Source organism: Streptomyces sp. NRRL S-244 (assembly GCF_000717915.1).
In the GTDB taxonomy this organism is placed as follows: Bacteria; Actinomycetota; Actinomycetes; order Streptomycetales; family Streptomycetaceae; genus Streptomyces.
Genome location: NZ_JOCX01000003.1, coordinates 195662 through 209493 on the forward strand (window position 1 = coordinate 195662; position 13832 = coordinate 209493).

Sequence of the window (13832 nt, forward strand, 5' to 3'; positions counted from 1 at the left end):
CGGCCGGCGCCGTCAGGGCGTGAAGGTCCAGCGTTGCGCGGGGCTGCCGTCGCAGGCCGCGCGGGTGAGCCCGGTGCCGTTCGCGGTGCCCGCGCCGACCGGGGCCAGGCACTGTCCGAGCGTACGGAGACTGCCGTCCGGCCCCGGCTGCCAGCTCTGGCCGGCGGCTGCGCCGCACGTCTCGACGGTGACCGCGGAGGCGCTCGTACCGTCGAGGCAGACCCCGCCCAGGCCGGTGACCCGGCCGTCGGCCGTCAGGCTCCAGCGCTGGTTGGGGCCGCCGTGGCAGGTGTACAGGGTCGGTTGGGTGCCCGGCGCGGTGGCGCTGTGCGGCAGGTCGGCGCAGCGGGCCGAGGCCGCGCCGACGAGGGTGGCGTCGGCCGGGAGCGGGGCGGCCCGCCCGGTCAGGCTGATCTCGGCGGCGCTGGTCCAGGGGCCGCGGCCGCCGGCTTCGGTCAGGGCCCGCAGGCGCAGGTAGCGGCCCGTCTTCGCGGACAGGGAGACCGACTTGGCGGCGGCGGTGTCGGCGAAGGTGCCGGTCGCCACCGGTGAGCCCCAGTCGGTGGTGCTGTCGGAGACGTACACCTCGTAGCCGCCGATCCGGCCGTTGACGCCGCCGTCCTGGCGGGGCAGGTAGCCGAGGCCGTCGACCGCGTAGCGGGCGCCGAGGTCGATGCGGATCTCGTGCGGCAGCGCGGCCGGGGTGCCCGAGGACCAGGCGGTGTGCCAGAGGGTGGCCGGGTTGCCGTCGAAGGCGTTCTTGGCCGCGCCGTTCTCGGCGGCGGTCTCCTGGCTGTCGGCGGAGACCAGGGTCCACGCCGACTGCGGGACGGGGGCGGAGGTCGCCGGGATGGGGTCGGCCGCCGGGACGGAGGTGCCGGTGACAGTGATGCCGAACGCGCCCGGCTTCGTACCGGACTTGACCCACAGGATGCCGCCGCGGTCGGCGGGGTCGAAGAACCAGCCGGACGCGGCGGCGTCGTACGCCGCCTTGGACGTGTGGCGGGCCAGGGCGGCGCCGTCCGCGGCGACCGTGCCCGGGGCGGAGGCCACGTGGAGGCTGAACTCGTACCCCCGGGCGGCCGGTTTGCCGGCGTAGCTGCCGGTGGGGGCGCCGACGGAGACGGTGACCGTGCCGGAGCCCGCGGCCGGGGCCGTGACGTCCACCTGCTGGCGGGCGTACGCGCCGGACTGGTAGGCGCGGGTGAGCCCGTCGTCCTCGTAGAGGCTGAAGGAGGAGTTCCCGCGCGGGTGGATGTCGTAGGTGAGGGTGGAGAGGGGCTTCTCGCCCGTGTAATTCATCTGCGGCCACATCGGCACGATCGCGCCGCCCTTGACGAACAGCGGCAGGGTGTCGAGCGGCGCCTGGTAGTTGTTCAGCCAGCCCGGTCCCGCGTACGTCTTCCCGCTCCAGTAGTCCGTCCAGGTCCCGGCGGGCAGGTAGATGCCGTCGCGTACGGAGGTGTCGGAGACCACCGGCGCGACGAGGAAGGAATCGCCGGCCATGAACTGGCCGCTGGTGAGGTTGCCGCGGGCCACCGGGTCCTCCGGGTACTCCAGGACCATGGCGCGGGTGCTCGGCACACCGCTTTCGTGCGCGGTGCGGCTCATGGTGTACAGGTACGGCATCAGCCGCATCTTGAGCTGGAGGTACTTGCGGTTGATGGAGAGGTACGGCTCGGCGAAGCGCCAGGGCTGCTTGTCCTGGTAGCCGGCGGCCGGGTTGGTCGCGCCCCAGCCCGACATGGTCATGAAGGCGGGGGTGAAGGCCTTCCACTGGAGGTCGCGGGTGTAGGTCTTGGGGCTGCCGCCGAAGATGCCGTCGACGTCGCCGGAGGCGTAGTTGAGGGCGGACAGGCCGGCGCCGGCGATGGCGGGGACGTGCCAGCGCATGTCGTCCCAGGTGCCGTTGGTGTCTCCGGTCCAGACGACGGCGTTGCGCTGGGTGCCGGCCCAGCCGTCGACGGTCCAGACGTAGCGGCGGGCGTCGGAGTTCTTCTCGATGCCGTCGACGGCCTGCTGGACGCCGGTGAAGGCGGTCTTGTAGCCGCCGCCGATCCAGGCCACGTCCGTCTTCACCCCGCGGGTGCCGGCCGTACCGACCTCGTCGGCGATGGAGCCGAGGCCGGTGGAGGTCCACAGTCCGGTCTGGAAGCCCTTGGCCTTCAGGGCGTCGACGGTCGATTTGAGCGGCGCGGTGTAGCCGCAGCCGTAGCCGTCGTTGGGCAGGAACCAGCCCGAGGGCATGTCGGCGGCGCGGGCGTCGGTGGCGTATCCGACCACGTCGGGGGTGGTCTGGTGGCGCAGGCGGTTGTGGTCGCCCTGGTATGCGGGGTTGGAGGCGTTGAAACAGTCGGCGTTGCCCAGTTCCAGGCCCCACATCGGTGCCATGAACGGCTTGCCGCTCACATCGGTATAGCCGTCGAGTACGGATTTAAGCGAATCGCCGGTGAAGTACCAGGCGTCGAAGCGCTTCTCGTCGTGGGTGAGGGTGGTGGGGGCGTTGAAACCGTATGAGCCGGAGGCCCAGGTGTTGCGCATGACGCCGTAGCCGTTGGTTGACATGTAGAAGGGCGCCGGGCTGGCGTTGTTGTTCTCGCGCCACTTGTTGTCGACGGCCACGGGGACGGTCTTGCCGCGCAGCGCCCATTCGCCGAGGCGCAGGCCGGTTCCGTAGAACTGCTCGTCGGCGCCGCGGGCCAGGTACTGGGTGGTCTGGGTGCCGGTCCAGGAGGTGGGCTGGGTCTCCTGCCAGACCAGGGTGGCGTTGTCGGCGCGGTAGACGGAGAACTGCAGGGGCGTCTTGTTGACGCGGATGTTCAGGGCGCCGGTGGTGATGCGGTAGTACGCGCCCGCGTCGGTGAAGGAGGCGTCGACGGGACCGAAGTCGGTGGTCGGGGCGAGGTCGGAGCCGGCCGGGTCGTTGGTGAAGGCACCGTCGGGCGAGAGCCAGAGCCGGAAGATGTCGGCGCGGGCGATGACGACACGGGCCTTCGCGCCGGCGGAGGTGCTGACGGTGAAGGTGTTCCCGGACCGGGTGAGGCCGGTGGCGTTGCCCGCCGTGGCGGGGGCCGGGGCGGCGGCGGCCGCCCCGGTCATCGGCCCGGCGGCGGCCAGGCCGGCGACGGCGAGGGCCCCGGCGAGCAGCGCGGCGAGGGGCGCGCGCTGCCGCTTGGCCTTCTTGCGCGTGCGGGTGGGGATGCGGCTGTGCGTGCGCCTGGGGATGCGAATGAGTCTCATGGGGCAGCTCCTCGTGCGGTCCGGATTGCGGACACACCGCTTTGGCATGCGCCTGGCAAGATAGCGGCCCACGGAGATCACTTGAAGGATGCTGCTCGAAATCGTCTCCAATCAAGCATCTTTGAGCATCCGTCAGCTCAATTGCATGCCCCGGGTGTCGTGTCGTTTCTGCGGTGAACCGGGCCGTCCGATCGGGTGACCGCGGGGCGACGCCCTTCCGGCGGGAAGAGCCAGAGCGCTACAAACCCGTGCCGTGACCGTGAACCTGAAGAATCACGCCCTGGCCGCGCTCGCCGCGGCCGTCCTGCCCCTGCTCATGACCTCCGCCCCGGCCCACGGGGCGCAGGCCGCAACGCTGCCGCCGGGCGGCCCGACCAAGCTCGTGAACAGGAACTCGTCAAAGTGCGCCGAGGTCGAGAGGTGTTCCAAGGACGACGGGGGCAACGTCCACCAGTGGCGGTTCTTCACCGCCACGTAGGAAGTCTCTCGCGGCACGGGACCGGGGCATTGTCAGACCCCTGCGCGACGATCGGGTCATGACGATCACCACCGCCGCTCCTGCCGGTTCCGCCCTCACCACCCGCGACGAGTACGCCGACGCGATCGGTACGGCCATCAGGGCCGCCGCGTACTACGGGTCCGGGGATTCGCCGCTCGACGACGCCTCGTTCGACCTCCTCGTCTCCCTGATACAGGCGTACGAGGAGCGGTACCCGGAGCACACCGACCCGGCCTCGCCGACCGGGAAGGTGGCCGGGGGCGCGGTGCCGGCCGGGGAGGTGGCGCACACGGCGGCGATGCTCTCGCTGGCGAACGCGTTCGGCCCGCAGGACCTGCTCGACTGGGAGGCCTCGGTGGTGCGCCGGCTGGGCGGGCCGGTTTCGGGCGGTTTCGTGGTGGAGCCGAAGCTGGACGGGGCCTCGCTGGCGGCCCGCTACCAGGACGGCGCCTGGACCGACCGCCGCTGCGAGCTGCGAACAGGAGCACGCACTGCGCGAGAAGGCTTGCGGCGCCGCACATCCTGGCCTGGCTGGAGAGCTTCCCCGGGGAGCCCTGGCACCAGCGATGGTCGGCGAGCTCGGCCCACAGAATGGGCCCGCGCTGGAGAACGGAAGCGCTCGCTTGGCTTCATGCCCGCAACGTCAACGTTCGGGAGGAAGAACTGTGGAGCGGCCTGCTCGCGCTGCTCTGCGCGGACGTAATCCGGCCTGACCTTGGCTGGCTCTCGGAGAACTGCCGCCGGCTCCATTGGCGCATCGCGATGACCGCCCATCGGGATCCAGACGGCTTCCGCCGGCTTGAGGACTCGCCGGCTCAGGGCTCTGGGACGCCACACTCGGGCTTCGGCTCGCAACCAACTCGCGATCCTGCTCACGGCCAAGGGCGGCGTGATCAACGGCATCACCGTCGGCGACTGCCTGGAGCTTCGCTAGATCAAGACCCTGAGCCTGAAGGGCCGCGGTCACTCGCTCTTCTACTCCCCGCTCAAGGGGCTGGGGACGTTCCCTGGGGACGCGCCCGCCACGCTCCGCGGCATTACCGTGCATACCGGCCAAGTCGGGGTGGGACGCTACTCGCTTCAGTTCGGGCCTGCCCGTGACGTCATCGTCGATTACCTCTCCGAACGCCAGCCGGTCATGGACTACACCTCGCTGGAAGATCTGTCCCGGATGCTCGCGCTGCACTTCTGGAAAAACCTTGAGCTCCACAGCCCCGGCATCGAGTCCTTCCATCTCACGCCTGAAGTCGCCGCAGCCTGGAAACAGCGGATCCAGACAAAGACGGCCCAGCGTAAGGAATCGGACGGGGCAGTGATCGATGTCGCCAGTCCCCGCCGCACCGTCGTTCAGCTGATCAGCCTGGTCAGAGCGTTCTACTCGACACTGCCCAGTCGGCGGCCGAAGACCCAAGCCGCTGGGTGTTTGGGCCGCACCTTGCCCGATCAGCCAAGGGGAATGCACCCACAAGAAGCACATTAGCCACCGCAAGGCCCGGATGGACCAGCGGACCAGGGAACGCCTGCCGACCCTGAGCACGAGCACAGCTGCGTTCGAAGCCCACTGCTTCGCGTTGATCGCTCAGATGCCCCGCCTGCAAGAGATTCAAAGACAATCTGACCGCCCGGATCCTCGAAGCTGAACGTGAAAGGCTGGCTTGGCAAAGCAGGTGGCCTCCGGGTGAGCCTCGTGGCTACCAACGCCATCTCGCCCAGCTCGGCATTCCCACTTTCCGAGAAATCGTGTGCTGCATCGCGACCCTGCCTGCCGCCAGGGTTCCACCGGAGCACTACCGAAAATCACCAAACTAGCCTCGATCTTTTGTGACGGTCCGCGAGTTAACTGGCGGACCGTCACAAAGGCTCGAGGCAAGCGGATTGGGAAACCGGCCTCACGTTCGGGCCGCGCGCAGCCATCGCCGCGGCCGGAACGGCCTCAGCCCGGGTGGATCCAGGCGGTACACCTCTTTTGCCTTACGGATTTCAAGAATCAACTCATTTGCATCTTGGATCGCCCTGTCGCGGAGGGCTGCTGGCGAACTGACACCCTGGGCGATTAGCAGGTAAAGCATTTCGGGATCATTCAGGTCTGGATGGACCTGAGCCAGCAGGGCAATTTCCTTCAGCTGGTCGATAACCACTCGGGAGACGCCCAGGTGAGCCGCCAGCTGATCCTGCTGATTATCATTCTGGGTCCGGCGGACGAGGTCGAGGGCGCAATTGATGCCGACCTTGACCAGAGAGTCCCTGTGCGGAGCAAGCGCCGGGAGGCCCAAGAAGTGGCTTGGTGGGACTCCCACCAGCTGCCTGAAGCGACTCTTGGAGACCAACCGCTCGAAACAGGGATCTGCCGCGGCGGCACTCTTGTCCTCGTCGGTGGCAGCAGCGAACTCCAGATCCTCGATTGCCTGGCCAAGTCGCATCTCAGCCTCCGAACTTCCGACATCTGCGAGAAAGCAGTCCAGGCACGCATGGTCCCAGGTCAGTTTCGGCGACGGATTATACTTCTGGTGGGGGTGTAGCACGCTATCCGGCGGGCGGACTCCTTCTTTTCGAAGAGCCTTGATGCAGTATTCCAGATTTTCGGCGAAATCACCCATCCGAATTGCTTGCTCACGCAACTGCTGGGGACCCCATTTCACCGCACACAATTCCTTTAGTTTTTCGACTGATTTTTCTGCGTTCTCTAGTAGAGCGTCGTCGCTCTTACCCCCGTTCACATAGCCGTTGATCCATTGTGTTGCACTGCTGTACTTGACCCGGATCCGAAGCGGCGCCCAGCTCCTGTCCTTGACTTCTTTGTGCGATAGTGATCTTTCGTACTGTTCGTCGAGGGACTGCGCGAACGCTGCATAGAGGGTCTGGTCATCCGGAATATTCCTGTAGACCGCCCACATATACTCGAAGCGCGCCAGTGCGTATTTAGGATCCTCATCCATGGCGCGGCTCAGCAATTCCACGCGCTTGGCACCAGAATCTTCGCTGTCACCGATCAGAGAGCGGCTCGTCGCGATGACTTGCAGTGCAACGCTCTGCCAGCGCTCGGCTTCATACAGATCGTTCTGGAGCGCCAGGTGCGCCTTGCTGAGCCGAAGGAGGATGAAGGCAGCAGCTCCTGTGAGCAGCTGTGCACGGGCTCGATCTTGCGCAACAGTCCTGTCGGCTTCCCCGAGCCCGGTCGGGATGGGGGGGAGTCCGAGGTCTGGTCTGCTGAACACGGCACTCTCGGCATGTCGGCCGTTGCGGGACAAGGTCATCGCAACTCGGTCTTCATCCACGAGCGTAACCCGCGCACGCCACGTCAGGTCCGGTCTGATAGCAAAGAACAGGCGCGAGAGTGCCCCGGCGACCTTGCCTGCGGGCAGCGCACTCAGTTCCTCACTGGTGATCCTGCTCAGCGGTGTGGTGGCCAGGACGGAAGTGGCGCCATCAAGCGCTTTAGGCGATTCCGTTCCCAGACCTTTCATCCTGGCCAGCAGGTAATCCGTAGAGCCAGCGCTCACTGTGCCATCAGGCTTCTGCACCTCGACCTGCAGCCGTAGGTTCTGCCCCAATGTCGCGGCCGTCAGCACAACACCGACCACTGCTAGGAAGATGTAGGCGGCCATCAGTCGTCCCGCGTCCTGCAAGGGAACCAGGAGGAGGGGCCATGCCACCATGACCGCGGCGCCTAGGGGGGAGAACATCATTGCCGATTTTCGGAAGCGCAAGTCACCGGGGTCAGTCGACACGATGGCAGTCACAGCCACCACCGTCAGCCCAAGCACCGCCACCACCAGGGCCGCTTCCACGTTTAGCGACTTCGGAGCCAGGACCAGGGCCCCCGCCACCACGACTGCGACGCCCAGGACAACCAACAAGGCCAGCCATTCCTTCCAGCGCTTGCGGGTCGCTGCGCAGACGATCAGACCGATCACCCCCAGCCCGATCACCACCACGATCACACGCGCCGCCCAGGCAACGGGCGGTGCAGGCGAGAACGGCCTAAACATTGCGTAGAGCGGAAGCATCACCGCCGTGCCGAAAATGAGGAGGAAGCCTAGGGTCCCCGCGGTCAATCTGTAATTAGGGGGCCAAGCGACCGAATCAACCCTGACGAACAAGCGCGTAGACAGGCCAGCCAATGCATAAAGGACTGCCAACCCGACCGCACTGAACAGCAGCATTCTACCAATCGGCTGGACCCAGGATTTATAGAAACGATCCCAGTTGGATGACGCGTCGGAACGGCCTTGGGCATTGTTCACTTGCGCGACACCCACCACGGCGTCGGAATTACTCCGATCCATTGCGAGTGCAGAGCGGAATGCACGTTCGGCCTTGTCTAGATCTCCGGCACGGATCAGCTGTTGTCCGGCGGTGACCGTTGCCGCTGCCCGTTCACGTTGCTCAGCGACACTCTTCAAACCTGCGACAGAGCAGGTGCGTTCCGCGTCACCTTCCCTCACGGCAGCGCGGGTATAGAGGTCGTGCGCGAGATCGAGCGCTCCGGCTTGCTGATGTCCTTTCGCTCTGTCGCAGATGGCTTCCTTCGCAGGATCGAACGCCGCCGCCGGGGACACCTCTCGTGCAGGTGCGAAGACTGCCAGAGCAGTTAGCAGAGCGGCGGCACTGCCCCTTGCCAAGTATTGCCACACGCCAAACACCTCGAATGTCGGCCAACGCCCCGCGTCGACGACGACCCTAAGGCCCTATCCCGTGCCACGCACGCCGCACCGCCTGCGACGGAGCCGCACGGAGTAGGGGAAAGAAGAAGTGTCTCTGCCACTTGGCGGCACCCGGCCCCGCAGGCACGTTGACCGACCCACCCGTCATCGCCATCACCTGCGGCGTCCAACTCCACCTCCTCGTTCTCGGCCTGGAACCCACACATCCCCGCTGGCCAGAGACCTGAACGAACTGCCTGCGAAGTACGGAACTAGTCAGAGAAGACGTGTCCCACGCCATCGGGACCATCGTCGGGCTGCCGCAGCGGCTGGCCGCGGACGTCTCCTTCGAGGTGCGCGGCGAAGTGCTGCTGACCACGGCCCAGTTCGAGCGGGCCAATGAGATGCGCGCCGCGCACGGCGCCGGGCCGTTCTCCAACGCGCGAAACGGCGCGGCCGGAACGCTGCGGGCCAAGGGCCGCCCGTACACGGTGGAGATGACGTTCTGGGCGTTCGGCGCGGTCGAGCTCGACGGCCCCGCCGTGCTGCCCGGCACCTCCCACGCTGAGGTGATGGCCTTCGTCGCCGCCGCGGGCGTCCAGACGGCCGCCGCCACGCCCGCGGGGCTGACGGTGGTGGCGACGGCCGCCGAGGTGCAGGAGCAGGCCGACCGGATCGCGGCCCTGCGCACCCGGCTGCCGTTCGGGATCGACGGGGTGGTCGTCAAGCTGGACTCCCTGGCCGAGCAGGCCGCCGCCGGGACCGGTTCGCGCCACCCGCACTGGGCGACCGCGTACAAGCTGGCGGCGGTGGAGCGGCGCACCCGGCTCCTCGACGTGACCTGGGCGGTGGGCCGCACCGGGGTGCTGGCGCCCACCGCGGTGCTGGAGCCGGTGGAGTTGGACGGCTCGGTGGTCCGGCACGCCACCCTGCACAACCCGGCCGACATCGAGCGCCGCGGCCTGCGGCTCGGCGACACCGTGACCGTCTACAAGGCGGGTGACATCATCCCGCGCATCGAGGCCCCGGTGGTGGAGCTGCGCACCGGCGAGGAGCGGCCGATCGAGCTGCCGGCCCTCTGCCCGGGCTGCCAGGGGGAGATAGACCGGAGCCAGGAGCGGTGGCGGTGCGCGCAGCCGGCCGACTGCGGGCGGATCGCCGCGATCCTGTACGCGGCCGGGCGCGACCAGCTGGACATCGACGGCCTGGGTGAGACGTACGTACGGGCGCTGGTCGAGGCAGGCCGGGTCAGGGACGTGGCCGACCTGTTCGCGCTGGACCACGCGGCGCTGGCGGAGGCCGCGGGGAGCGAGAAGCGGGCCGCGAAGCTGCTGGAGCAGGTCGAGGCCGCGAAGGGCAGGCCGCTGGCGCGGGTGTTCTGCGCGCTCGGGGTCGTCGGCACCGGGCGGGGCATGTCCCGGCGGATCGCCCGCCACTTCGGGACGATGGAGGCGATCCGGGCCGCCGATGCCGCTGCCATGACGGAGGTCGAGCTGGTCGGGGAGACCAAGGCGGCCGGGATCGTCGCCCAGGTCGCATCGCTCGGACCGGTCATCGACAAGCTGGCCGCGGCCGGGGTCAACCTGACCGAGCCGCGGGTGGAGCGCCCTGCCGGCGGCGAGGGCGCGGAGGGTGGCGAGGGTGCCGAGGGGCCGCTCGCCGGTCAGACCGTGGTGGTCACGGGCAAGATGACGGGCGCTCTGGCGGCGTACGACACGCGCGACCGGGTGCGCGAGCTGATCGAGCGGGCGGGCGGGAAGTCCGCGAGCGGCATATCGGGGCGGACGACGCTGCTCGTGGCGGGGGCGAAGGCGGGCGGCAAGGTGGCCAAGGCCGAGGAGGCGGGCATCGCGATCCTCGGCGAGGAGGCGTTCGCCGAGCGGATCGCCGCGTTCCTCAGCCGCTGAGCGGTACGGGCATCCCCGGAAACCCCAGCGGTACGGTCGGTACGGGCGGCACCGGCGGCGGGGTGACGGCCAGGATCGGCGCGGCCTGCGAGGCGTACCGGTGGCCGCAGGGGTCGAAGACCAGCAGCACCGGACGGCCCGGGCACTGACGCCAGGAGATCCGTTCCGGCGCGCTCCCGCACACGGGGCAGCGCGGCAGCGGGCTCGGCTCTGCCGCAGGGGCACCGGGGGCGGCCGCGAGCCGGGGCACGGGGTGCGGATCGCGCATGGGGGCTCCCTGGTCCGGCGGTGGTGTCCCACGCACTGTGCCATGGCCCGCCCCTTCGCGGCACGGGCCCGATCCTCCAGGATCCCGGCTGGTCAGGGGTGCGTTCCCGGTGCGGACCCGCCGCACCGTCCGTCCGCCCGGGCGGACGAAGGCGCCGGCGGTCGGTGGAGACGTACGCTCCACCGACCGCCGGCGCCTTCACCGCCGTGCCGCGATCACGCGGCCTTCGCGACCTCCGGGTGCTCCTTCAGCCAGCCGCGGACGGCCTGCTGCTCCTTGCCCTTGCCCGCCTCCTGGATCTTCGCCTCCAGGCCGGTCAGCTGGGCCTCGGTCAGCTTGAACGAGCGCAGCCAGGAGGCCACTTCGGGCTCGTCCGCCGCGAAGCCCTTGCGGGCCAGGGTGTGGATGCCGTCGCCCTTGCCCCAGGCCCCCTTGGGGTCCTCGAGCTTCTTCAGGTCGTACGAGGCGTACGCCCAGTGCGGCGACCAGAGCACGACCGCCACCGGCTCCTGCTTCTCGTAGGCCCGCTTCAACTCGGCGAGCATGCCGGGGGTCGATCCGTCGACGACCTGGTACTCGCCCTCCAGGCCGTACTCCTTGAGCAGCTTGCCCTTCAGGATCCCCATCGCGCCGGCGCTCGGCTCGATGCCGATGATCCGGCCCTTGAACCGGTCGCCCTTGCCCTTGAGGTCGGCGAGGGAGGTGACGTCCTTCATGTAGGAGGGGACGGACAGCTCGATGGAGGTGGGCCCGTACCAGGAGCCCAGGTCGTCCAGCTTGTTCCCGTACTTCTCCCAGTACTGGGCCTGTGTGACCGGCAGCCAGGCGTCGGTCTGGAAGTCGACCTGGCCGCCCGCGAGCCCGGTGAACAGGGCGCCGAGCTCCAGCTGCTTCGCCTCCACCTGGAAGCCGCGGCGCTCCAGGAGCTCCTTCCACAGGTAGGTCGAGGCGATGCCCTCGTCCCAGGGGATGTAGCCGATGCTGATCTTGCGGCCCTTGCCGACGGCGTCGGCCCCGGCTCCGCCGGCGGCCGGCTGCCCGGAGCCGCCGAAGGTGTTCAGGCCGCCCGCGACGAGGGCGAGGACCACGGCGCCGGTGACGGCGTAGGCGGGCTGGGGGCGGTGGTTCCACAGCTTGGCGGCGCCGCTCGCGGCGGCTTGCGCCTTGGCGAGCGTCCGCCGGCCGATCGGGGAGACCTGGCGGCCCAGCGCCCCGGTCATCCGGTCCAGGTACATGGCGAGGATGACGATGGAGATGCCCGCCTCGAAGCCGAGGCCGATGTCGACGTTGCCGATGGCCCGGTAGACGGCGCCGCCGAGCCCGCCGCCGCCGACCATGCCGGCGATGACGACCATGGACAGGCCCAGCATGATGACCTGGTTGATGCCCGCCATGATGGTGGGCAGGGCCAGCGGCAGCTGGACGCGCACGAGGGTGTCGCGCGGGGTGGTCCCGAAGGCGTCGGCGGCCTCGACGAGTTCCGCGTCGACCTGGCGGATGCCGAGCTCGGTCATCCGTACGCCGGGCGGCAGCGAGAAGATGATGGTCGCGATGATGCCCGGCACCACGCCCACGCCGAAGAAGATGATGCCGGGGATCAGGTAGACCATGGCCGGCATGGTCTGCATGAAGTCCAGGACGGGCCGCAGGACGGCGCTGACCCGGTCGGACCGGGAGGCCCAGATCCCGAGCGGGACCGCGAACACGAGGGTGACGAGGGTCGCGACGAGGACCAGCGAGAGCGTGGACATCGCGTCGGACCACAGGTCGACGGAGTCGACGAGTGCGAAGCCCGCGAAGGCGAGGAGCCCGGCGAGCAGCCCGCGCAGCCACCAGGCGCCGACGGCGAGGATGCCGGCGAACAGCAGCGGGGCGGGCGCGTCGAGCACGGCGTGGATGCCGTCGTACAGGCCGGTGACGAGCGCGCTGATGGCGTCGAAGAGCCAGGACAGGTGGCGCTGGAGGAAGTCGACACCGCTGTCGACCCAGGCGCCGAGGTGCAGGCGGGGCATCAGGCGGCCACCTCCGCGCAGCGCACCCGGTCGCGCTGTTCGTCGCCGATGAAGGCGACGAGGCGGTCCTGCGGTACGGAGCCCACGACGACCCCGGCGCCGTCGGTGACGGCGACGGGGTGCGGGACGCGGGCGCTGACCGCGCACAGGTCGGCGATCGGGGTGTCGGCGGTGACGCTGGGGCAGCCGCAGGCGCGGGCGGCGCCGGCCGCGGGCTCGGTCATCACGGCGTCGGCCGTGAGCACGCGCGAGCGGTCGACGTCCTGGATGAAGGAGGCGACGTAGTCGTCGGCGGGGCGGGTCAGGATGTCCTCCGCGGTGCCCTGCTGGACGATGCGGCCGTCGCGCATGACGGCGATGCCGTCGCCGAGGCGCATGGCCTCGTTGAGGTCGTGGGTGATGAACACGATGGTCTTCTTGAGCCGCTGCTGGAGCTCCAGCAGCTGGTCCTGCATGTCGCGGCGGATCAGCGGGTCCAGCGCGCTGAAGGACTCGTCCATCAGGAGCAGGTCGGCGTCCGTGGCCAGGGCGCGGGCCAGGCCGACACGCTGCTGCATGCCGCCGGAGAGCTCGTCGGGCCAGGAGGCCTCCCAGCCGGCGAGCCCGCACAGCTCCAGCGCCTCGGCGGCGCGGCGCAGGCGCTCGTCGCGGGCGACGCCCTGCACCTCCAGCCCGTAGGCGGCGTTCTCGAGCACGCTGCGGTGCGGGAAGAGCGCGAAGTGCTGGAAGACCATGCTGATCTTGGTGGAGCGGACGTGGCGCAGCTCACGCCTGGAGAGGGAGGTGAGGTCCTGGCCGTCGAAGAGGATGCGCCCCTCGGTGGGTTCGAGCAGTCCGTTCAGCATGCGCAGCAGCGTGGACTTGCCGGACCCCGACAGACCCATGACGACGAAGATCTCGCCGGGCTCGACGCGGAATGAGGCGTCGATCACAGCGGCCGTCGTACCGTCTGCGCGCAGCTCGTCGCGGTCGGCGCCGGCTCGGAGCGCGCGGACCGCGGTGGCGGCGTCGCCGGGTCGTCTTCCGAACACCTTGTAAACGTGCTCGGCCTGGAGCGTGGACACATACACCTCGCGGGTCGTACCGGGAACGGCCTGCGCCCGGCCGGTGGGGCCGGGCGCAGGCCGTGGAGCGGTACGGGATCCGCCCGCACCCGGGCCGGCCGCGTGACGGCCGGCGGAAGGGTCCGCTCCGGATCCGCGGGTGCCCAGGCTCCTCCGGGGTAAACGCCGAGGTGATCCACCTCACGCCGGAGGTCCGGGG

At 69.3% G+C, this 13832-nt stretch carries 9 protein-coding genes; 4 read left to right on the forward strand and 5 right to left on the reverse strand.

Translation table 11 applies throughout. The features are described 5' to 3' along the window. Positions 1 to 12 precede the first annotated feature (12 nt). Positions 13 to 3240, reverse strand: coding sequence for a TIM-barrel domain-containing protein (locus tag IF02_RS0104850; protein ID WP_078621874.1), 3228 nt, complete (start codon positions 3238 to 3240; stop codon positions 13 to 15). Positions 3241 to 3493: 253 nt separating this feature from the next. Here IF02_RS0104850 and IF02_RS0104855 point away from each other — a divergent pair, with 253 nt between their 5' ends. The 3 genes from IF02_RS0104855 to IF02_RS32980 all read left to right on the forward strand — a co-directional run bounded on the left by IF02_RS0104855 (position 3494) and on the right by IF02_RS32980 (position 5219). Further along, positions 3494 to 3718: an RICIN domain-containing protein gene (locus IF02_RS0104855; protein ID WP_030153984.1), complete on the forward strand. Its 225-nt coding sequence runs from the start codon at positions 3494 to 3496 to the stop codon at positions 3716 to 3718. Positions 3719 to 3776: 58 nt separating this feature from the next. Beyond that, on the forward strand, positions 3777 to 4442 hold the full coding sequence (locus IF02_RS32975) for a hypothetical protein (RefSeq protein WP_030153985.1): 666 nt from the start codon (positions 3777 to 3779) through the stop codon (positions 4440 to 4442). Between the two features lie 339 nt (positions 4443 to 4781). Beyond that, the gene (locus IF02_RS32980; protein WP_051695775.1) at positions 4782 to 5219 is read left to right on the forward strand and encodes a hypothetical protein; all 438 of its coding nucleotides are present in this window, start codon (positions 4782 to 4784) and stop codon (positions 5217 to 5219) included. Between the two features lie 409 nt (positions 5220 to 5628). Here the strand turns inward: IF02_RS32980 and IF02_RS0104870 are convergent, their stop codons facing one another. Next, a complete protein-coding gene (locus tag IF02_RS0104870) occupies positions 5629 to 8373 on the reverse strand; it encodes a DUF4332 domain-containing protein (protein ID WP_158708454.1) in 2745 nt (914 codons plus the stop codon). 296 nt (positions 8374 to 8669) lie between these two features. On the opposite strand from IF02_RS0104870, the gene ligA reads away from it, so the two are divergent. Next, positions 8670 to 10289 carry an NAD-dependent DNA ligase LigA gene (ligA, locus tag IF02_RS0104875; RefSeq protein WP_324603751.1) on the forward strand — a complete coding sequence of 540 codons (1620 nt, stop codon included), beginning with the start codon at positions 8670 to 8672 and terminating at the stop codon, positions 10287 to 10289. Here the strand turns inward: ligA and IF02_RS34710 are convergent. The 3 genes from IF02_RS34710 to IF02_RS0104890 all read right to left on the reverse strand — a co-directional run bounded on the left by IF02_RS34710 (position 10279) and on the right by IF02_RS0104890 (position 13633). Next, positions 10279 to 10557, reverse strand: coding sequence for a hypothetical protein (locus IF02_RS34710; protein ID WP_158708455.1), 279 nt, complete (start codon positions 10555 to 10557; stop codon positions 10279 to 10281). The genes ligA and IF02_RS34710 overlap by 11 nt on opposite strands. A gap of 215 nt (positions 10558 to 10772) precedes the next feature. After that, entirely contained in the window at positions 10773 to 12569 is a 1797-nt protein-coding gene (locus IF02_RS0104885; protein ID WP_030153988.1) for an ABC transporter permease/substrate binding protein, read from the reverse strand. Beyond that, on the reverse strand, positions 12569 to 13633 hold the full coding sequence (locus tag IF02_RS0104890) for a quaternary amine ABC transporter ATP-binding protein (RefSeq protein ID WP_037835502.1): 1065 nt from the start codon (positions 13631 to 13633) through the stop codon (positions 12569 to 12571). The genes IF02_RS0104885 and IF02_RS0104890 overlap by 1 nt, the downstream gene beginning before the upstream one ends. Between the last annotated feature and the right edge of the window lie 199 nt (positions 13634 to 13832).